The sequence below is a fragment of the Streptomyces sp. NPDC051173 genome, assembly GCF_040689515.1.
GTDB lineage: Bacteria > Actinomycetota > Actinomycetes > Streptomycetales > Streptomycetaceae > Streptomyces.
This window is the reverse complement of sequence record NZ_JBFBBD010000017.1, coordinates 54199-74098: the sequence shown is the minus strand read 5'-3', so window position 1 is coordinate 74098 and position 19900 is coordinate 54199. Positions and strand designations below refer to the sequence as shown.

Below are 19900 nucleotides of genomic sequence, written 5' to 3'. Positions count from 1 at the left end.
GCGCTATCGGGTGTGGTGGGCGAGGAGGTCACTGAGCACGGTGGCGACCTGGTGCATGTAGTCGGCAGCCCGGCACGTGGGGATCTTGATGACGAGCATCTGGCGCCGGGCGGCGGTGTAGTGGGGGAACGCCTCGGCGTCCGGCGGCCGGTAGTCAGTGGCCGCGATGTGGGGCCACAGGCGTTCGAGGTGCTGGCGGTCCTGGAGCAGCGGGCTGCGCAGCCAGTCCTCGTACAGGGGCCGCAGCGGGATTCCGGCGGTGGTGGCGGCACGGGCGAGGGCCTGGGGGTCGCGGACGCGGTGGGCAATGGTCACCGGGGTGCCGTACCAGCCGCGTCGGCTTCCGTCGGCCAGGGTGGGCCAGGTGACGGGGGCCTGAAGCTCGTGGAGCGTTTCCCTCAGTGCGGTGAGGTTGTCCTCGGCGGCCTGGGAGCGGGCGGCGAGGGTGCGCAGCTGCTCGCGGGCGATGACGGCGGACAGCGGCGGCATGCGGAACTTGTACGCCCCGCCCGTGCCGGCGAGGGGCCGGAGGTGGTCGAGGGTGAGTTCGGCCTGGAGGCGGTGGGGGTGGTGGCCCAGGACGAGGGCGTGTTCGTAGACGGCGCGGTCGGAGGTGGTCAGGATGCCGCCTTCGCCGCCGGAGACGGTCTTGGAGTCCTGGAGGCTGAAGCAGCCGGCCGCGCCCCAGGAGCCGACGGGGCGGTGGCGGTAGAGGGCGCCGTGGGCGTGGGAGCAGTCCTCGACCAGCGGCAGGGGCGCGGCCGTGGTGAGGGCGTCCATGCGGGCGGGGATGCCGAAGGCGTGGGTGACCAGCGCGGCCGAGCAGGCGGGCGCGGCGGCGGCCAGGGCGTGGGGGGCGAGGTTGGGGGTGTCGGGCTCGGTGTCGCAGAAGACGGGGAAGCTACCAGCGTGGAAGGTGGCGGTGATGGCGGAGATCCACGTCATCGGCGTGGTGGCGATGCCGGCGGCCGGGGATGCTCCGGTGGCGTGGAGGGCGGCATGCAGGGCGGCGGTCCCGGAATTGAAGGACAGGGCGTAGCGGGTGCCGGCCAGGGCCGCGAAGGCGTCTTCGAGTTCGGTGACTGCGGGGCCGCGGCCGGTGTCGGAGAGACGGCCGGTGCGCAGCTGCTCGATGACCGGTTGTTCAGCGGTGCGGTAGCGGTCGGGTTCTTTGGGGAACGACAGCGTGACCGTACGGCCGGGGTCAGTCATGGTGGCCTGCCCGGCTGGCGGGGACGGGGTGTTTCGCGGCGTCCTGGGGGGTGCGGTGCAGGTGGCCGGGGCGGGCGCCGGGCGGCAGGTCGGCGGAGAGGTAGAAGACCCGCATCTCTTCGGTGACGGTGAGGATGTCGTGGTCCTGGCCGGGGGCGGTGTAGAGGATGTCCCCGGCGGTGACCTGGTGGGTGGTCTCGCCGATGCCGACGGTGCCGGATCCGGCGGCGATGAACCAGAATTCGCCGATGTCGTGGTGGTGGCGGTCGAAGGTGGCGGTGCCGTCGTCGCGGATGACGAACATCCCGGCGGCCGAGGCCGGGCAGCCCGCGGGCCGGTTGTCGGGGGTGAGCTTGTGCCGGGCACCTGCGCGGATCAGGGTCATGACGTCCTCCGTGGTTGTGGAGTCGTACGGGGCGTGATGCGGGGGATGAGCCGCGGCCGTCCGGCAGCGAGGTCGGAGAGGTCGGCGTCGATCTGACGGGCTCGCAGGTGCGCGTCCGTGTGGTCGGAGTGGCGTGCGTGGTAGGCGAGGAGGAACAGGGCGATCCTCAGCCGGTAGACGGTGATGGCGAGGAGGCTGCCGGGTCCGGGGGGCGTGGGGAAGTAGCCGTCGGCGAGGGCCTCGGTCAGGGCCGGGGGCTCGGTGAGGGACCACCCGGCGATGTCGGCCAGCGGGTCACCGCCGCGCACGCTCTCCAGGTCCACGATGCCGGTGACCGTCACCCCGTCGCTGAGCACATGGCGCGCGGCCCAGTCCCCATGGAGCAAGCGCGGCACCGTCCCCGCCAGTTCCGGGAGGTGAGCACGCAGGGCCCCGGTCATGTGGGCGGCCAGTTCAGCGGCTGGGCCTGGGGGGTCGGCGGGGGTGCGCAGCAGCCAGTCGGCGAGCGTGCGGTGGGTGGCGGTGCCGACCGGAGTGAGGCGGCCGAAGCCGTCGACGGGCACCGCGTGGACCTTGCGCAGCAGTTGCCCGGCCCGCTGTGCGAGTGCGGCCGCCGCAGGCTGCGGCATCTGGGAGATGGGTACGCCGGGGCAACGGGTCTCGACGGCCATGTCCGGGCCGTGCCACACCATCGTCGGGACGGGGACGCCGTGGTGGTGGAGCTGGCGGGCCGCCCAGGCGGCGACCTGGTAGCGCGGGTGCCGTCCGACGACGGGCACTTTGACGATGAGCGGCTGGCCGTCGGAGCCCGGGGCGGTGAAGACGTGGTTGTCCGCGCCGCCTTCCATGGCGCGCGGCAGACACTGCGGTGCGGTGATACCGGCGGCGGCCAGGCGCCGGGCGAGGGCCGGGGGGTCCGGCGAGCCGGAGCCGGTGGACGGTGGAGTGATCACGGCCGGGCTCCGGTCGCGGGCACCGTGATGGCTGCTCGCGGCGGAGGCGAGGGCGGCGTCCAGCAGAGCGATCGAGCCCAGATTGCGTGCGGCGTCGACGTCGGGGTGGGCCTGCCCGTGCAGCGCGTCGATCATCTTGGCGATGACCACCTGGTAGCCGGGCGGCGTGGCGCCGAGCTCCCGGACGGCCGGCGCCGCGGCCGGGGTGGTCAGGGGGGCGGTGGCCAGGCGGTGCTCGCCGTCCCACCAGGTGGCGCCGTCGGCTCCCGTTGCTGTCCAGCGTCCGCCGGCCGGGGTGCGCAGGGCCGGGCCCGTGGTGTAGCCGCCGCGGTAGGAGAAGACGCTGCCGTCGTCGAAGGTGACGGTGCAGTGGGCCAGGGAGCAATGCGGTCCCAGGGCCGCAAGGGGGGTCTCGGTGCAGTGCACGCCGGTGGGGGCGGTGGTGATCAGCTGCCGGATCTGGTCGAAGGCGTGGACGGCCAGGTCGCTGGTGACCGGCCAGGGCTGGCGGGCGCGGAAGCCCGGCTGGTGCAGGGCCACCAGCGTCTCGGCCGTGACCGCCCACGGTCCCTTGCTGCTGTGCACGGCGTCGCGGAAGGCGAGGAAGCGCGGGTCCAGTGCGCGGTTCTGCATCACCATCAGCCGACGGTCGGTGCGCTCGGCCAGGGCCACGAGGGCGACCGCGTCGGCGTAGGACAGGGCAAGGGGCTTCTCGGCAAGGACGTGCAGGCCGGCCATCAACGCCTCGCGTGCGAGTGCGGCGTGGTGGCCGGGCGGCGTCAGGAGGGCGACCGCGTCCGCGCCGAGCTCCGGGAGACGGGCGGTATCGGCGTGTACCAGGTGCGGGCCCACGAGCCCGTGGCGGTCGGCGAGCTGCTCGGCGGCCTGGGTGTCGGGGTCGATCAGGGCTGTGATGGTGATGCGCGTATCGGCGGCAAGGACACGGATCCAGCGGGAGGCGATGGCCCCGCAGCCCACAATGGCGATCTTCACCTTGTCCTCCTCGGTCGGTGCGCGGCGACGGCGCCGCGCGCCTGTGTGATGTGGCGCAGCGCCGCCGAGGCAAGCTCCCGGGTGGTCGGGCGGGAGGAGTCCAGGTGGATGCAGCGTGGGGTGAGCGCCTGGTGGTGGAAGTACGCCTCGAAGTGCCGGGTGAATTCGGGGGCGTAGAAGACCGTTGGCATGCCGGGGCGCCGGGCGGCCCGCGCGGCGAGGACTGCGGGGTCGGCGTGCAGCACGATGGTGAGGTCCGGCAGCAGCGGCGCCGAGGCGCAGACCAGCTGCCGGGCCTTGTCCATGATCAAGTGCCCGTGGAGTTGGGCGATGGCGTAGGTGTGGGCCAGGAACGTGTCGACGGTGCGGTCCAGCAGCACGTCCCGGCCCTCTGCGTCAGCTTCCTCGGCGGCCTTGCGCCGTCGTTCTTCCACCCCGAGTAGCACGGCCAGGCCCTCCAGCTGCTCGCTCGCGGTCGCGGCGACCGGGTTGGGCAGCAGGGCGGGGGCGGGTGCGGCGTGGTAGTAGCAGGGCACCACCAGCGGGTCGTTGCCCGCGGCCGCGACCTCGGCGATCAAGGAGGTCTTGCCGGTACAGCTGACCCCCTCATACCCGGTGATCACAACGCCTCCAGGGCCATCGGGGCCGGGCGCCGGTCGGCTTTCGGGGACAACTCCTCGGCCCGGGGGCGAAAGCGGTCGAGGACGGCCAGGGCCGGGCCGATGCTGCTGAGCCCGTAGGCGGCCAGCAACAGCAGCCCCTCGCGGGCCTGTTCGCCCGCCGTCGGCCGTCGGCCGTCGGCGGCGGCCAGCTGGCGCACGGGGGTGACCACGCCCAGCCACAGCGCCACCCCCGCCGCCACGCGCACCGGGCCGGCGGTGCGGCGGTGGACGGCCAGCCACAGGCACACCACGGTCGCGGGGGTCCGGGTGAGCCAGGCAGCGCCCCGGTACCAGCCGACGAGCAGCGCGCTTGCCCGCGCTGCGGCGGTGCCGCGGCCGTCGTGGCGGGCCGCGGCATGGCAGGCCCCGTAGTCGAGGTAGTTGGCGAACCAGCGCCTGCCCTGCGCGACGAGGGCCACGATGTCCTCCGGCCCCGGTGCCACGACCAGGGCCGGTACGCAGCAGACGGGAATCTTGCAGACGGTCAGCTGATAGCCGAAGGGCAGGTCGTCGAGCACCGTGTAGGTCGGCAGACCTCCGAGCCGGGTGAAGGTGTCGCGGCGCACCCACAGGCCATGGCCGACCGTCTGGGCCAGAGCGCCCCCGCCGACGGCCGCCCGGAGCACGCCGTGCCGGTGGCGGACGGCGCGGGCATGACGGTCGAAGGCGGGGATCTCGCGGCGCAGCGTCCACAGAGTCTGCAACCGTGCCGCACCTTGGCACACCGCCCGCTCCCACGCCCACCCGCTGGTGCCCTGGGTGGTGAACCGTGCCGACTGCTGCACGACGGGCGGCACCTGCCCGTACTCGGCCCGGTGGCGGGCGATGCTCGTCACGGTGTGCTGGAGCAGGGCCTGGGTGGGCCGGGAATCGACGTCGTAGACGGCGACGTACGCCTCGCCCGGCCCGGGGGGCAGCGTGGCCACGGCGTGGTTGACCTGTGCCGCCTTGCGGCCCACGCCGTCGTAGTGCACGTGCCGGACCGGCAGGCCCTGGTAGGCGCTCTGGGCCAGGACGTCGGCGACGACCTGTTCGGTGAGCGGGAACGGGGCCAGAGCGTCCGCCACCTCGTGCCGCGACGGGCGCCGGCCGACGGTGGCGTCGTCCAGGCGGGCGAGGGCGGCGCCTTCCGCCGGTGTCAGCTGCGGCGGCCGGCGCAGGCCAGAGGCGAGCCGGTCGATGAGCAGCTCGCGCTCATGACGCTCACGGGCGGTGGTCACCACGGTCAGCGTGGAGCCGGACAGGCCCGGCAGCAGCCGCGCGTACCAGGCCAGGGCATCGCCGATGTGCTCCTGCTCGCGCAGCACGGGGAGGACGAAGTGCACCACTACCGCAGGCGGTTCGGCTGCCCGGGGGACGGCGTCCTCGTGGTGGAGGGAGCGGAGCGTGGCCTTGAGCCGTCGCGCGCCCTGGGCGTGCCGGGCGGCCACCGCCACCGCGAGCGCGCCCACGACGAGGCTGGCCGGCCGGGCGGTCACCGGGGCCCTCCCGTGGTGGCGGGCAGATGCTGCTGGTAGAGGTCCGCCAGCGCAGCCGCGGGATACCCCGCCTTCCAGGGCTTGTCGGGCCCGGCGAAGTGAAGGACCGCCGCACGACTCTCGTCGCCAAGCAGCGTCGCCAGGGGCATGACCTCCTCGGCGTGGTGAACAAACCCGGGCTGGCTGGCGAGCGAGGAGAGGGCGAAGGTGTTCCACCTGCGGTCCAGGCGCAGCCAGGTGTCCTCGGCCGCCCAGTTCAGGGCGTCCTGGTCCCAGAACCGCGCATGGCCGGGGTGCTCGGCCAGGAAGCGGCGGGCGCGCTCGAACAGACCGCGCTCGCGGCACACAGACAGGTCGATGAGCATGACGCCGCTGTTGAAATACTCCCGCCCGGCCGGGAGGCCCAGCCGGTCCCAGCCGGGCAGGGCGATCCCGCGGCCGAGCACGGGGTTTTGCGGGTCGCGGACCGCTGCCAGCGGCGCGCCGCCGAGCTGGTGGCGCAGCAGGGGGCGCAGGCTGCGAAGAACGAGGGTGTCGGCGTCGAGGTAGAGCACGACCCGTTCGTCCCCGATCACCTCGGCGATCGACAGCCGGAGGTAGACCGCCTCGGACACCCAGCCGGAGACCGGCCCGCGCACCGGTGCGGCCGGCACGGCACGCAGCTGGGTGCTCAGGCCGATCTGCCGGGCGTGGCGAAGGATGTCCGCGCGGGCGGCCTCGGGGAGCTGGTCGTGCAGGACGATCAGCCGCAGGTCGCCATGGTCGTACGCGTGGGTGGTGACCAGCGAGCTCATCAGCGCACGCAGCGGCACCACGTAGGAGGCGTCCACGCCGCACACGATCGGCGGCAACGCGCAGGGCCGGGTCATCGCCCTCCCCCTGCCAGCGAGGGCACCGTAGCGGCCAATGCTGCGATGGTGCGGGCCAGGCCGTCCCTGAGCCCTACCCGAGGTGCCCAGTGCAGTTCCCGGGCGCGGCCGATGTCCGGGCAGCGGCGCCGCGGGTCGTCGGTAGGCAGCGGGCCGAAGTCGATCGCCGATGCCGAGCGGCACAGGTGACGGATCAGCTCGGCGAGCTTGAGCACGCTGATCTCCTGGGGATTGCCGATGTTCACCGGCTCCTGCCAGCCGCTCGCCGCGACGGACAGCAGGCCCTCGACGGTGTCGTCGACGTAGCACAGGGAGCGGGTCTGGGAACCGTCGCCGGTCACCGTGATCGCACTCCCGGCACGCGCCTGGTGGATGAAGGTCGGCACCGCCCGGCCATCACTCGCGCGCATCCGCGGCCCGTAGGTGTTGAAGATCCGCACGATGCCCGTGCTGATCGCCGCCTCACGGCCGAAAGCGACCGTCAGCGCCTCGGCGTAGCGTTTGGCCTCGTCGTACACGCTGCGCGGCCCGACCGGGTTGACGTGCCCCCAGTAGTCCTCGCTCTGCGGATGCTGCTGCGGGTCGCCGTAGACCTCCGAGGTTGAGGTCAGCAGAAACCGGGCCTGGGTGCGGGCGGCGGCCTGGAGCCAGTTCATGGTGCCCAAAGCACCGGTCCTCAAGGTCGCCACCGGGTGGCGCAGGTAGTCGGCCGGGGAAGCGGGCGAGGCCAGGTGGAAGACGTAGTCGAGATCCCCGGACAGATCCAGGGGCGCGGTCACGTCGTGCGGCACCAGCCGGAAGGCCGGACTGGACCTTAAGGCCAGGAGGTTCTCGGGCCGGCCGGTGGAGAAGTCGTCGATGCCCACCACCGTGGCGCCGAGGGCCACCAGGCGCTCGCACAGATGGGAGCCGATGAAGCCGGCCGCGCCCGTCACCGCCACCCGGCGGCCGGTGAACGCCTCCCCGGGCCCCGGCAGGGGCGTGGCGGTACCTGCTGTGGTGCTGGGCATGTCAGCTCATCTCCTTCAGCAAGGGGTGAGGGTGCGTCGGGGGGTGGAAGGTGTGCACCCACAGGTCGGCGATGGCGCAGCGGATGCCGTGGGGGACCTCGCACAGGCCCGGCGCGTGCGCCGTGGTGGCGAGCCTGCCCAGGGCGACGAGGATCTCCGCCTGCACCAGGTGGATCGCAGGCCCGAGGGCCGAGCCGTGCAGGAAGTTGGGCGCCTGGCCGTCGTTGAGCAGGTGGAAGTGCCGTCCGCCGCGCTCGTAGAGGCTGATGTGGCGGGCGACCGGCCGGTGGGTGAAGAGGTCGTCGATGCCGCTCAGGTCGAGCTCGTCGTCGGCCGAGGTCGCCGTCGCCACGAAGGCACCGTCCGGCAGGCGGGCCAGGTCGCCTGCGGCCAGGCAGCGGCTGCCCGTGGCGCAGAAGACCAGATCAGCGCCGGACAGGACGCTCTGCGGGCGGTCTGCGGCATCGAAGCCGGCGCTGAGCGCGTGCGCCAGGCGCACCGGGTCGCGCTCGACGACGGTCACCGGCAGCCCGCGGGCGCGCACAGTGCGGGCGATGCTGGAGCCGACCTTGCCGTAGCCGATGACACACGCGCGCCGTCCGGGCAGCACCTCTCCCAGCTCGCGCACCAGGGCCTCGGTGGAGAAGACGATGCTCTCCCCGACCAGCCGGTCCTCGGCCTCCTTCAGGGGGCTGCGGGCCACGCTGTAGACCGGGCACGGCAGTTTGTCGTGGGCCGCGTAGCGGCGCAGCCCGTTCTCGGTGTCCTCGACGACGCCGAGGACCTGCCCGGAGAACGCCTCGCACGCGGTCTGAAGGCCGGGCGAGAAGTAGCCGCCCACGTCCAGCAGGACCACAGGCAGCCCGGCCGCCCGGCGTTCGAGGTAGTCCACCAGGCCCTGCTCGCCGGCCAGGTCCTCGCGGGTCATCGCGTCCACCGGCGCGAGGGCCCGGGCCTGCTCGAAGACCGTGCGGTGGACGGACCGCGGCTTCGGGATGACGGCGGCGAGCGAGGAGACGCGGCGTAACGCGTCGAAGAAGGGTGGCTGGCTCGGCAAGAGATGGGCCACCAGGACGGAGGTCACCGCGGCCGCCGGCGGAGCGGTGAGCAGGACCTCATTGAAGAAGCGGTCGGCAGGGCGCATCAGCTCTCCCTCGACGGAGTGTCAGCCGTACCGGCAACCGGAGCCGCGCTCGGCAGCAGAGCGTCATGGGCCCTGCGCCGAGGCGGATACCAGCCCGAGTAGCTCACCGCATCTGCGTGTGGCGGAGCTAGATAGGCGCCTGTAGCGGTTGGTTGCGCTTGCGGCGCCGCACGGCGTGGCGGACGCCGTGGCGGGGTGTGGCGAATTGCGCGCCACACCCCGCACGGCTTTCCGGCTGGCGCTACGGTGGCTAAGGCCCCGCACACGGCAAGAGGAGCTTCCGGTGACGGTTCCAGGCGAGCGTGCGCGACGTAAAAAACCGGCGAACGTGCCGCTCAAGCACTGGATCGTCCAGACAGGACTGAGCTATGGAAAATTCTCAATCCACCTGAAACACACCACCGCAGCTCACGGCCAGCCCGAACTCGCACCCGACCGGTCCCGGATCGCCCACTGGGTCAACGACGGAGAAATCCCGCGCGAGCCCATGCCCGCGTACGTCGCGGAGACCCTGACCCGGCTCTGCGGACTGTCCACGCCCCTGACCCCGGCCGATCTCCAGCTGGTCCCCCACGGCCACTGTCCCCACGCCCCCATCGCGCCGACGGCGGCGCCCGTCGAAGCAGGTGATGATCAAACGAAACGGCGAACGGCTCTCGCCCTCATCGGCGGCACAGCCCTGACTCCCCTGATGACCACAGGCCGCGCCAGCGCCGACACCGTGCGGGCCTACACCCAGCACGCCACCACCACAGAGCTGGCCCCCGGCGACATCGAGCAACTCGACCTGGCCGTCCACCACCTCGGCGCCACCTACTCCGCCCAGCCACCCCACGAACTGTGGCCCGTCGCCGCCGCCCACCGCCACCAAGCCTTCGTCTACCTGCACGAGCGCCGCCACACCCTCCAAGAAGGCCGCGCCCTGGCCCACCACAGCGGCATGCTCTCCGTCATCCTCGCGTGGCTCGCCCATGACCTCGGCAAGGGCGACGACCTGGTCGAGGCCCTCTGCGAAGACGCCTGGGCCCACGGCAAACAGGCCGGGGTCAAAGAGGTCGGCGCCTGGGCGGAAGACGCCCGCTGCACCCACAAGCTCTACGCCGGACACCCGCTCGACGCCCTTACCGCAGCCACCCGCGGCCTGGCCGTCGCCCCCAAGGACGGCAACGCCGCCGTACGACTGCACGCCCAGGTCGCCCGCGCGAACGCACTGCTCGGCAACCGCGAGGCGTACCGGACCGCCGCCGCCACCTCCCATCGGCACCAGGCACGCCTCCCCCTCCACGCCGCCGGCCTCTACGCCGTCGACGCCGTCCGCATCACCTCCTACGACGCCACCAGCCTCCGGTGGCTCGGCGACGCAGAACGCGCCCGTACCGCGGCCCAGGAAGCCATCACCCACTACCGCGCGGCCTCTCAACCGCATCAGGCACCCACACGTCTCGCGATCGCCCAGCTCGACCTCGCACACGCACACGCGGCGCTCCGCGACCCAGAGGCCGCTGTCGACATCGCACGCCAGGCACTGACCGGCAGCCGGCTCGTGGACTCCGTCAAGGGCCGCGCCCAACAGCTCAGCCTGACCCTGCGACGCCGGTACCCGACCCACCCCGCCACCGGGGAACTGGCCGAAGAGATCCGGGCCCTCGCCAGCTAGCCGCACGGCAGCCTCCCGCACGAGGACAGCGAAGGGGGGCCTCCCAGCCCGGGAGGCCCCCCTTCGTCATTCCGATCGTCCCTTAAAGCGGCTTGCGATCACCCTGAGTGGCCTCGCACTGCGGGCACCACCAGTAGCCCTTGAAGGTCTTGTCACCGGGCACGGTGACGGTCTCGCACGTCTGGCAGACCGGGGCGGCCCCGTAGACCTTGGGTGCGTGAAGGGCCTTCTTCTGGAACGCGGTGGCCTGCTTGAGGAAGTCGGCCACGGCCGCGGCGTATTCCTCCGGGTTCGCCTCGGCGGCGGCCTGAATGAAGGTCTTCCGCGTGATGGACCGGTTGAAGTTCAGGAGGGTCTTCGCGGCGTCCTTGATGACGACCAGGGACTCGGGAACGATCTCGGCGTCCACGATCTCGTCGCCATCGCCGCCGTCGCTGTGCTCGTCGTCGTGCCCGTCAGCTCCAGACCCCGTCTCCTCGTTCGCGCCGGCCTCCGTGTCGGTGCCGCGATTCTCGGCGTCCTGCTCGGGGTCGCCCTCCGCCTCGTCGGCATCCTCGACGCCGTGACCAAGGGCGCGTCGGGTGACCCGCTCGATCTCTATCTTCTGCTGCTCCGGGGCGTCCGGGAGGGCAGGCGGGAGCTCCTGGCGGACAAGGCGCAGGGTCTCGGCGGTCGACTTGTCGCCCATCTCCTCGGCAACTTCAGAGACCACTTGGAAGAGCAGGATGGCCGCGGTCTGGCCGTGTACTTTCTCCGTCTTGCGGGTCTCTTCCACCTGGCCCGGGTTGGGCACGCGGCCCGTGCGGGCAGCCGTCTCCAGCGCCAGGGGCGCGCCGGAGCGAAGACGCCGGACGTAGGAGGCTGAACGGCCGGTGAGGTCGTTGACGTACGCCTCGTAGGTCTCATGGCTGCGACGCCACCAGCGTCCTTTGTGGGCCCGCTCAAGGCCCTGCGCAACGATCCAGATCGACGCATTGCCGACCGCGACGGCAGTACGGATGACCTCTTCGGTCTTGTTCTTCTGCTGTCGCTCAGTCTCCGTCAGCTCTGATGCGTCGCCCTCGAAGACCTCCTGTACGGCGTCGAGGTTCGGCAGCGACTCGGCGAGCTCACGCATCACCTCGATCGGATCCCCGGCCCCCTTGCCGTCGAGAAGCGCATTGGTGCGATTGGCGACTGCCGAGGACCCGTTGGTGGCGAATTTGCCAGCGATGCTCACAGGCTGGCCCTCCCGACGAGGATGCCCGCACCGCGGTCGTAATCGAGCACGGTCGTGGCATCGGGCGCGAACTCCCGTAGGGCCTTCTTCTCCAGCTGAGCTGAACCGATCTTCACGCACGTACGAGTGGGCACGATCAGCGCATCAGGGAACGCTTTGGCCATCTCGCCGCCGATCGTGCGCGCGAGCTTCGACTTCTCGAAGTCCGTCAGGAAGATCGCGGCCACTCGCAGGTCGCGGTTCATGCGGTTGGTGACGGTGTCGATCGTTTGATACAGGGAGGCGGCCCCTTCAACATCCAGGCCGCTAGCTGCCTGGACCGGGATCACCACGTCGTGAGCTGCGACCAGCGCCGAGACGGTCAGGGCTCCCAGGCTTGGGCCGGAGTCGATGATCGTCACGTCGAAGTCGTCGTCACACTCGCGCAGGTGCCAGCGCAGGCACGTCTCGTACCCAGTGGGCCGTTCGTTCTGCACCTGGTCGAGGTCCGGGAACGACGGCACGAGGTAGAGCCCCTGGTAGGGGGTGGGGTAGGTCGCCTCAGCGAGGGTGCACTGGTCGTAGTACACATCTCGCAGGCTGCGCCGCTGATCCTCGGGCAGCCCCTCGGGATAGATGACGGGCAGCCAGAGCGTCAGGGAGGCGACCTGAGGGTCGGCGTCGATCAGTCGCACGCGCAGGCCCCGCGCGACCAGCGAGAGGGCGAGTTCAAAGGCGGTCAGCGTCTTGCCGACTCCACCCTTCTGGTTGGCGACGGTGATGACGTACCGCATCTGTTCCGGGCTGGGCCGGAAGGTCGCAGGCACGACGATGGACGGCTTCCACTGGTGATAATTGGCGGAAGTGTCCCATTCGGTAACGATGTCCAGGAACGCAAGATCGTCGGAGAGCATCGTGACGGGTACGGTGGGCCGTGGTGTTTCGATCACAGCCCCACACCGTACCGGGGTGAAACACAGAACCGGCCCCGCCCCTCGCCAAGCGAGGGACGGGGCCGTCTTCGTCGGCGTGCGAATTCGCACGCCGACGTTCGATTCGAATTCGAACTGAGGCGTGCGAATTCGCACGCCTCGGGTGAGGGCGAACTGCTACCAGCGGCCGGATTCGCTGCCGAGGAGGGCTGCGACCTTCGGGCCGATGTGCTGGTTGATGAGCTCCGCCAGGCGCCGTACGGCACTCTTCGCGTCATCGGTCAGGGTCTCGCCTTCCAGTTCGCCGGAGGGCTGCCAAAGGTCCCAAGCGGCGCCGGAGACGCGCAGTGTGGCGGTGAGCAGCAGCGCGGTCTTCGATTCGTTCTCCGGCTCCATGCGCGTGGGGTAGTCGCCGTCGCCGATGCCGTGGACGGTCTCCCATGTGGCGATCCGATAGGGGGGCCGGTGCTCCTTGGTGAGGGCGTCGTGGTGGAGGCGCACGTCGACGAGGACGAGGAGGGAGCCGTCTTCCTCGGCGCGCGTCAGGCGGATGTCGAGGTCCGGACGGACGACGGCGTAGGCCGGGCTCATGACGGGGCCGGTGCCGGCTGCCCAGGCGAACCGGGCGAAGACACCGGGGTCGCGGGCCTCATCGTCGTCCAGGAACCAGCCCTTCGGGTCCTGCTGGCGGAGGTAGACGCCGTAGCGGGAGCGGCCGTCGCTGGCGCGGTCACGGTCGGTGGCCTCGTCGATCTGCACGAGCGTGGTCGGGTCCAGTGCACGGGATGCTCCTAATCGGGTGAGGTGGCGGAGAGCCAGGCGTGGCGGTCCTGGCGGAGGTGACCGGGAGGCCCGGGCCGGTGTCGGCGCTCCGGGCCTCATCCTGTCGCCTCATACGGCCAGCGGGGGCGGGAATGCCAGTAGAAGCTGCTGCTACAGGCGGGCGATGAGCAGGGCCACGTCGAGGGCCACGAGCGCGGCCACGGTGATGTTGATGGCCAGGCGTGTTCGGCGGTGCTTCGCCCGGGCCAGCTTGGCCAGGCGGATGATGTCCTCGGCGCGGCGCTCTTCAAGGAGGTCGTCGATCAGGTCTTGGGGGGTGGCCGGGTCGAGGGTGGCCCAGTAGAGGTACGTACCGCGGGGTGCTCCGGTGATGTGCGGCCGGATGATGTAGAGGACTGTGATCACAGCGACGGCGAGCCCGGTTGCGCCCATGGTGGCGAGCAGGTCGACGGTCGGCGATAGGTGGCGTCCGGGAACCGTGGCGACGAGGACGGCCAGGGGGATGCTGAAGGCGGACAGCAGGGCGCCGGCTTTGGGCTCGCTGCGCTCGATCTCCTTGCGCACGATGGCGTTGGCTTCGGTGAGCAGGGCGTCGAGTCGAGGGTCGGTGGTCGTCACGCGGCGGTCCCCGAGGTGATGTCGAACAGGGACCGTTGGCTGTTCTCCATCTGCTGCCGGCGGGCGGTCGCGGCGCGCTTGCTGGCACGGGCGCGGGCGTGGTTCCAGCAGGGGCCGCACCAGGGGCGGAGGTCTTCCGGCGGGGCGCTGGCGTTCTGGGCGTCGGTGGCGCGGGCGGGGTACGGGGCGGCGGTGAGGTCGCGGAAGGAGTTGCACGTGCCGTCCGGGTGGGTCCGGCCGCATGCTCCTTCGCATCCGCAGCGTCGACCGCAGCGGTTGAGGACGTCTTGTAAGAGGGTCACGGGCTTCCCTTCGCGAGGGGTGCGGGCAGGTTAGCTGAGGTGGTCGGGGTACCAGGTGGCGTATTCCTGGCGGACGTAGCCGCGGCCGCCGTGGCGGGTCCACACCGGGTGGTCTTGTCCGTAGAGCCCGCGGTGACGCCGTGCTGGCGGTCGTGGTTGAGCAGCTGCTCGGCGGTGCGCTCGGCTTCGTTGATGTCGTGCTGGTCGCCGGTTGTTTCGGCCTGGCGGTCGGCGAGGGCGGCGTAGCGCAGCAGGTATTCGCGGAGTTCGTCCGGGGTGCTGTCGGCGTCGCCGACGAGGGCCTGGAGCCGGGTGACGGCGGCGGTCTCGTCGAGGAGGCGGGGGGCGCGGCTGTAGGCGTCGCGGAAGGTGAAGGGCAGCGGCGGGCTGGGGTCAAGTTCGGGCACGGTGGTGTCCTTCGTCAGTGGTTGTGGATGGAGCCCTTGGAGAACCAGCCGCATGCGTTCACGGTCTGGTGGATGGTGGTGGGCGTGGTGTCGCTGCCGTTGCTGCGGCTGGCGAAGAGGCAGCGCAGGAGGAGGACCAGGGCGGCGATGGAGCCGCTGCCGATCCCGAGCGCGAGGGCGGCGGTCATGAGTCCTTCCGACTTGTCGGCGATGAGGCCCGCGCCGTAGCCGATGCCGGCGGCCGCGGTGCCGACTCCGATGCCGCCGGCTGCGGTGACGAGGGCTGTGCCCTTGGCCCGGCCGGAGATGCGGGTGTCGACCGGGGTGGCTGCGGGCGGCGGGGCGGGGGGAGCTTGCTGGGCGAGCTGGGCGGCGGCGATGAGCGCGGCGAGCTGTTCGGGCGGGACGACGACGCCCGTCTGGGCGGCGGGGCCGTGGGTGTGGAGGAGCGGGGCCGGCGTCGTGGGGTGGGGGTGCGCCCACGGCTGGTTGGCCCGGGCGAGGGCGGTGATGGGGTCGCGGGTGGTGTCCACCGGTGTCCTTCGGGGGCCGGGGTGAGCGTCCGTGCCGGCCGCTCACGCTGGTGACGTTCTGCGTCCGTGCTGGGTAGTGGGGGTGGGTACTGGGTACTGGGGTCGCCAGTAAAAGCGCAGGTTGGGGGCGGTTTCCGGGTTGTGGGGGTGTGTAGTGGGTAGTGGGGTGGGCCCCACTACCCACTACTCGGTAGCTGTCTGTTACCTGGTCAGGTGTGGTCGGGGTGGAGGAAGACGGACTGCGGGCCGTTCTCGCGGTAGACCAGCTGGTTGCGGGCGACGGCGTCTTGCAGGGCCTGGCGGACGGTCTTGCGGTCCCGCTTGACCAGTCCGGCGATCTGGCCGACCTTCATGCCCGTCGTGCCCGCGGCCTCGATCACTTCCAGCGCCTGGGGCAGCCAGTCGGGGCCTTCGGCCGAGGGAGCGGGCGTCGACTCGGTGGTGTCCTCGGCCGGGGCGGTGTCCGACGGCGGGCTCGGTTCTGCGGTGTTGCGCTCGTAGGACAGGCCCAGCGAGCGGGTGCGCCTGCCCTTACCGTTGTCGTCCCCGTCGCCGTCGTTGTCCGGCTGCGGTTGGCCGCTGGGGCGCTGGGGTTCCTCGGTGGTGCCGAACCGCTTGTCGATCTCTGCCATGAACTGTGCGGCGAGGACGTCGGGGTCCTCAGTGCCCTTCTGCTCGTACGACAGGCCCAGCGACTTGCGGCGGCGGGTGTCGGGCGCCGCGGGGGGCTCGGCCGGGTCGAGGACGGCGGTGGTCGTGGCCGGCGCCGCGGTCTCCTCGCCGCCGTCGGGGACTTCGCCGAGGCGGGCGGCGTTGGCGGCGACGACGAGCCAGCCCGCGCGCTCGGGGCTCCAGCGGTCGCGGTAGTCGTCCCCGGCGGCCTGTGCCGAGATGTCGTCCAGCTCGATGCGACGGCCGTTGGTGGCGAGCACGACCTTGCGGACCATTGACGGCTGCGACTTCCAGCCCTTGAACTCGGTGGCGGCGAAGCCGTCGGCGCCCGAGTCGGCGATGATGCCGGCGCCCTTCTCGTTTAGCTGGGAGGTGTCGATGCGGGCCCGCGGGAAGAGCTTGGCCACGTTGTGGCCGCTGTTCTCGCCGGAGGTCAGCGCCGCCGAGACGGGGCTGAACCGCTTGACGACGGTGTCGCCGATGGTGCTCACGTTGCCGTCCACGGCAGTGAGCACCTTGCGGATGCCCATCGCGCGGGTGGTACGCATGCCCTCCCGGATGAGCTCGGCCAGTTCGCGCTTCTCCGGCTCGCGCCGGTTGTTGGCGTGGGCCAGGATCTCGGCGCCCTCGTCGATGAGGATCTCGATCTGCGGAAGGTCCGGCGAGATGGGCAGGAGAGTGGTGTCCATCTTCCGCATCAGCTTCTGGTAGTGCAGCTGACGGGCCCGGTTGATGCGCAGCGCCGCCTTGAGCATGCGGATGGCTTCCTTGGGGGTGGAGGCGAGCCAGTCGATGCCCGGCTTGGTGCCGTCGGGTGCCTTATCGTCCGGGTCGTCCGGCTCGATCAGCCCGCGGGCTTCCAGCCACGGGGTCACCCACGGGATGCCGACCGCGCCCTGCTTGAGGTCGATCACCCAGGTGACGACGTCGACGCAGCGGGCGAAGCCCGCGATGATGACGTCCATGAACGTGGACTTGCCGGATCCGGGCGGGCCGAGGATCAGGGCGCACGCCTCGCGGAGGAAGACGGCGATCTCTTCCCCGGTGGGGCGCAGGCCCCACGGGATGCCGGTGAGGAGGGACAGGGGGCTGTAGTCCTCGGGGTACAGCCTCTCTTCGCGCATGATGTTCTTGGTCATGACGTCGAGCACGACCAGGCCCTGCGCTTCGCCTTCCTCGACGCGGACGGTGCAGCCGAGCGGCAGCCGGGCGTCGGAGGCCAGGGCGCGGGAGCGGGCGCCGATGCGGTCCCAGGTCACGCCGCCGCCGGGTAGTTCGGCTTCCAGGGAGTAGCCGGCGCCGGTCTCCCAGAACTCGACCGCGATGACCTTGACGTCGACGGTGGCGACGCGCTTGATGCGGTCCTGCCACTCGCGGGCGATGACGCGGCGCTTGGTGTCGAGTTCGGCGGACGCGGCCTGAGCGGCGGCGGAGAACCGCTCTTCCTCGGCGATCTCTTCCCAGGCGGCGGTGTGCGAGGCGGCGGCCCAGGTGCCCACGCCGAGGGCGGCCAGGGAACCGGCCGCCGCCCACGACAGCGGGCCGTGGGCCATGGCCCAGGTCGTCCAGCCGCCAGCCACCAGCCACGAGGCGGCGCGGGCGACGACGGAGCGTACGGTCAGCTTGCGGCGGACGCTGTGGCCGATGCCGTGGCCGATCGCGCCGGCCGCGCCGATCACCAGCGGCCAGCCTTCGGGCATCCCGGTCGCGGTGCCCAGCAGCGCGACCGCCGCGGCGCCGGTCGTCGCCGACAGGGCGCCGGTGATCGGCCCGTGTCCGCGGGCCCAGTCCAGCGGGGGCAGCCGGGTGTCGTCGCCCGGCTTCTTCTTCGTGAGGGTGAGTTCCTTGGGGGAGCGGCGGTCGCGGCTCACAGTCTTCTCGGTCACCTTCTAGAGCTCCTGACAGGGGGTGAAGGGGCCGGGCCCGCACACGACGCGTGTGCGGGCCCGGGCGGAACGGCAGGGGAGCGGGGGCTAGTTGTTGGTGGTGTCCCACTTCTCTTCCGCGTTGTTCCGCGGGTCGGTGTGCCGCTTGATGTCCTGCTCGTGCACGACGCCGAAGATCTTGAACGCTTCTTCCGCCGCGTCGATGGCCTGCTGGAGCGCCTTGTAGATGTCATCCAGGGCCGCGCCGACCTCGGGCTCCAGCGGGAACTCGTCGTCGGCCTTCTTCGCGAGGATGGCGAAGGTGTTGGCCACCGAATCCAGCGCGTCGGGGAAGCCGGCGATGGTGTCGTGGACGTGCATCATGCCGTCGGGGTCGTACGCCTGCGCCGCGGCTTCCATGTCGGCGGCGGACTCGTTGAACAGGAACCCGGGGCCGGCGGGGGTGGACATGTGGGTGGAACCTCCTGTGCTCATGCCGTGGGCGTGGTGGCGAGGTGCGCGGCGGACCTTCGCCGCCACGGCGTGGTCGTCGTGCTCGGCGGCCTCGACGGCCGTCTCGTACGCGTCGCGGATGGTGCGGTCGCGCTCAGCGCGGGCCCGGTCAGCGGCGTTGGCCAGGCGCCGGTAGACGCGCGGGCCGAGGTACTGCAACCAGCGCCAGCCGAACCGGACGCCGATGGGGTGGGTGATCAGGCCGATGGCGAAGAAGGGGATGCTCAGGCCGGCGGCCAGGACCTTGCGGCCGTAGCAGCGCAGCGCCGAGGCGGTCAGCCGCCGCCACATCCGCATCCGGGCACGGGCCCGCCGACGGACGTCCCGCAGCCGGGAGAGGCGGCGGGCGGTGCGCTGGTCCTGCGCCCGGCGGAACCGGTCCCGGGCGCGGCGCCTGGCCTGCCGGGCGCGCTCGCGCATCGACAACTTCCGGGCGCCATCCCGGCGGGCGGCCGCGCCACGGCGGCCGCGCCCCTGGTCCTTCGACTGCGCCCCGCGCCCGCCGCCGAGGCCGGTGGGCTTCGGGGACTTCCGCAGCCCCAGGCCGCCGGTGCGGCCCGAGCCGGAACCGCCGCCGGTGCCCTTGCCCTTGGCGGCGCGGCGTCCGGCCTTGCGCTGGGCTTTGGCCGCCCGCCGGGCGTCACTCAGACGTCGGGCGTCGGCGGTGTCCTTCGCCCGCTGCTGCGCCCGGGTGGGGGCGGCGGACTTCCGGGCGGCGCGGGCGTCCTTGACCGCGCCGAGCGTCCCCCGCGCGTTCTTCGCCGCGCTCGATGCGGCCGCCCGCCGTTGAGCGCTCTGGCCGGAGGCCCGCAGCGCGCGGGCCCCGCCGCGACCACCGGCGCCGGTGCTTCGGGAGCCGGAGGCGGAGCCGCCCCGGGCCCGGGGCACCTTGCCTCCGCCGGCCGCGCCTCGGCGGCCGCCGAGGCCCCCGGAGGAGGAACCGGTGCGGGTGCGGGCCGATCCACCGGCGGACTTCCCGCCGCCGGTGGTGCTGGCCCGGCCCTCGGCGGTCTTCGCGGCCACGCGGCGGGTCAGGGCGGTGGCTCCCACGGCGGTGACCGCCAGACCGGCGGCCGCCAGGCCGGTCGTCGTCGCCCCGGCCGTCACGACCGCGGCGGACACTGCGGCGACCGTCGAGTTGGCGCCGATGACGGTCAGCGGTACGCCGGGGATCCCGCCGGGGGTGTGCGGGGTCGGGGTGGAGGGCCGGGCCGGCAGCGGCGCGGACCCGGTCTCGTCGGCTCCGGCGTCGCCGTCGTCGAGGTCCTCGTGGAGGTCCTCGTCGAGGGCGAGGTCGTCGGTGGTTGTGGTCACTGCTCCTCCTTGCGGTGGGGCAGGGCCGGGACGGGCCAGAACTCGTCGGCCGGGGTGTCGACGTGCTGGGCGCAGGCCGGGCAGGTGTGCCAGGGCGTGCCGCCGACGCGGGCCCGGGTCTTGGCGAACCACTCGCCGGTCAGGCCCTCGACGGCGATGCCAATGAACATGGCCGCCCCGAGCGCGAGGCCGAGGCTGTGTCCGGTGGGCACGGGCACCGCGTCCGGGAGCAGCGGGTTGAAGTCGCCGTGGGCGTAGAGTCCGGCGATTCCGCCGGCGGTCAGGGGCGTGGCCACCGCCATGGTGCCGACGGCGACGGAGGCCAGGAAACGGATGGCGGACAGGAGTCGGGCAGACACGAAGTCTCCAAAGGGGGAAGGTCCCGGGACGCGCCCCGGCA

The 19900-nt window shown here is 72.2% G+C and carries 19 protein-coding genes; 1 reads left to right on the top strand and 18 read right to left on the bottom strand.

Features of this window, described 5'->3' with window-relative positions; all coding sequences use genetic code 11:
* Positions 1-3: 3 nt before the first annotated feature.
* Genes AB0435_RS12770 through AB0435_RS12735 form a run of 8 tightly spaced genes read right to left on the bottom strand, consistent with a single transcriptional unit; the run spans position 4 to position 8706 of the window.
* Positions 4-1212, bottom strand: a complete 1209-nt coding sequence (locus tag AB0435_RS12770; protein ID WP_366426911.1) for a DegT/DnrJ/EryC1/StrS family aminotransferase — start codon at positions 1210-1212, stop codon at positions 4-6.
* On the bottom strand, positions 1205-1597 hold the full coding sequence (locus tag AB0435_RS12765; protein ID WP_366426910.1) for an AraC family ligand binding domain-containing protein: 393 nt from the start codon (positions 1595-1597) through the stop codon (positions 1205-1207). Before AB0435_RS12765 ends, AB0435_RS12770 begins: the two co-directional genes overlap by 8 nt.
* Entirely contained in the window at positions 1594-3543 is a 1950-nt protein-coding gene (locus AB0435_RS12760; RefSeq protein WP_366426909.1) for a phosphotransferase, read from the bottom strand. Before AB0435_RS12760 ends, AB0435_RS12765 begins: the two co-directional genes overlap by 4 nt.
* The gene (locus AB0435_RS12755) at positions 3540-4166 is read right to left on the bottom strand and encodes a hypothetical protein (protein WP_366426908.1); all 627 of its coding nucleotides are present in this window, start codon (positions 4164-4166) and stop codon (positions 3540-3542) included. The genes AB0435_RS12760 and AB0435_RS12755 overlap by 4 nt, the downstream gene beginning before the upstream one ends.
* Positions 4163-5683, bottom strand: coding sequence for a hypothetical protein (locus tag AB0435_RS12750; RefSeq protein ID WP_366426907.1), 1521 nt, complete (start codon positions 5681-5683; stop codon positions 4163-4165). The genes AB0435_RS12755 and AB0435_RS12750 overlap by 4 nt, the downstream gene beginning before the upstream one ends.
* Entirely contained in the window at positions 5680-6552 is an 873-nt protein-coding gene (locus tag AB0435_RS12745) for a glycosyltransferase family 8 protein (protein ID WP_366426906.1), read from the bottom strand. Before AB0435_RS12745 ends, AB0435_RS12750 begins: the two co-directional genes overlap by 4 nt.
* A complete protein-coding gene (locus tag AB0435_RS12740) occupies positions 6549-7562 on the bottom strand; it encodes an NAD-dependent epimerase/dehydratase family protein (RefSeq protein ID WP_366426905.1) in 1014 nt (337 codons plus the stop codon). Before AB0435_RS12740 ends, AB0435_RS12745 begins: the two co-directional genes overlap by 4 nt.
* Before the next feature lies 1 nt (position 7563).
* Positions 7564-8706 (bottom strand): NAD-binding protein, encoded by a 1143-nt coding sequence (locus AB0435_RS12735; protein WP_366426904.1) that lies wholly within the window; start codon positions 8704-8706, stop codon positions 7564-7566.
* Between the two features lie 328 nt (positions 8707-9034).
* Here AB0435_RS12735 and AB0435_RS12730 point away from each other — a divergent pair, with 328 nt between their 5' ends.
* Positions 9035-10363, top strand: coding sequence for a hypothetical protein (locus AB0435_RS12730; protein WP_366426903.1), 1329 nt, complete (start codon positions 9035-9037; stop codon positions 10361-10363).
* An 82-nt stretch (positions 10364-10445) separates the two neighbouring features.
* On the opposite strand, the gene AB0435_RS12725 is transcribed toward AB0435_RS12730, so the two are convergent.
* The 10 genes from AB0435_RS12725 to AB0435_RS12680 form a co-directional block, all read right to left on the bottom strand.
* Complete coding sequence (locus tag AB0435_RS12725; protein WP_366426902.1) at positions 10446-11582, bottom strand: hypothetical protein; 1137 nt, start codon at positions 11580-11582, stop codon at positions 10446-10448.
* Positions 11579-12511, bottom strand: a complete 933-nt coding sequence (locus AB0435_RS12720) for a ParA family protein (RefSeq protein WP_366426901.1) — start codon at positions 12509-12511, stop codon at positions 11579-11581. Before AB0435_RS12720 ends, AB0435_RS12725 begins: the two co-directional genes overlap by 4 nt.
* Positions 12512-12670: 159 nt before the next feature.
* Positions 12671-13252, bottom strand: a complete 582-nt coding sequence (locus AB0435_RS12715; RefSeq protein WP_366426900.1) for a hypothetical protein — start codon at positions 13250-13252, stop codon at positions 12671-12673.
* Positions 13253-13426: 174 nt separating this feature from the next.
* Positions 13427-13894: a Pycsar system effector family protein gene (locus AB0435_RS12710; RefSeq protein WP_366426899.1), complete on the bottom strand. Its 468-nt coding sequence runs from the start codon at positions 13892-13894 to the stop codon at positions 13427-13429.
* Complete coding sequence (locus tag AB0435_RS12705; protein WP_366426898.1) at positions 13891-14196, bottom strand: hypothetical protein; 306 nt, start codon at positions 14194-14196, stop codon at positions 13891-13893. Before AB0435_RS12705 ends, AB0435_RS12710 begins: the two co-directional genes overlap by 4 nt.
* The gene (locus tag AB0435_RS12700; RefSeq protein ID WP_366426897.1) at positions 14193-14603 is read right to left on the bottom strand and encodes a hypothetical protein; all 411 of its coding nucleotides are present in this window, start codon (positions 14601-14603) and stop codon (positions 14193-14195) included. Before AB0435_RS12700 ends, AB0435_RS12705 begins: the two co-directional genes overlap by 4 nt.
* A 14-nt stretch (positions 14604-14617) precedes the next feature.
* Positions 14618-15136, bottom strand: coding sequence for a hypothetical protein (locus AB0435_RS12695; protein WP_366426896.1), 519 nt, complete (start codon positions 15134-15136; stop codon positions 14618-14620).
* A gap of 209 nt (positions 15137-15345) precedes the next feature.
* Positions 15346-17694, bottom strand: coding sequence for a hypothetical protein (locus AB0435_RS12690; protein WP_366426895.1), 2349 nt, complete (start codon positions 17692-17694; stop codon positions 15346-15348).
* Positions 17695-17781: 87 nt separating this feature from the next.
* On the bottom strand, positions 17782-19500 hold the full coding sequence (locus AB0435_RS12685) for a hypothetical protein (protein WP_366426894.1): 1719 nt from the start codon (positions 19498-19500) through the stop codon (positions 17782-17784).
* Entirely contained in the window at positions 19497-19859 is a 363-nt protein-coding gene (locus AB0435_RS12680) for a hypothetical protein (protein ID WP_366426893.1), read from the bottom strand. Before AB0435_RS12680 ends, AB0435_RS12685 begins: the two co-directional genes overlap by 4 nt.
* Between the last annotated feature and the right edge of the window lie 41 nt (positions 19860-19900).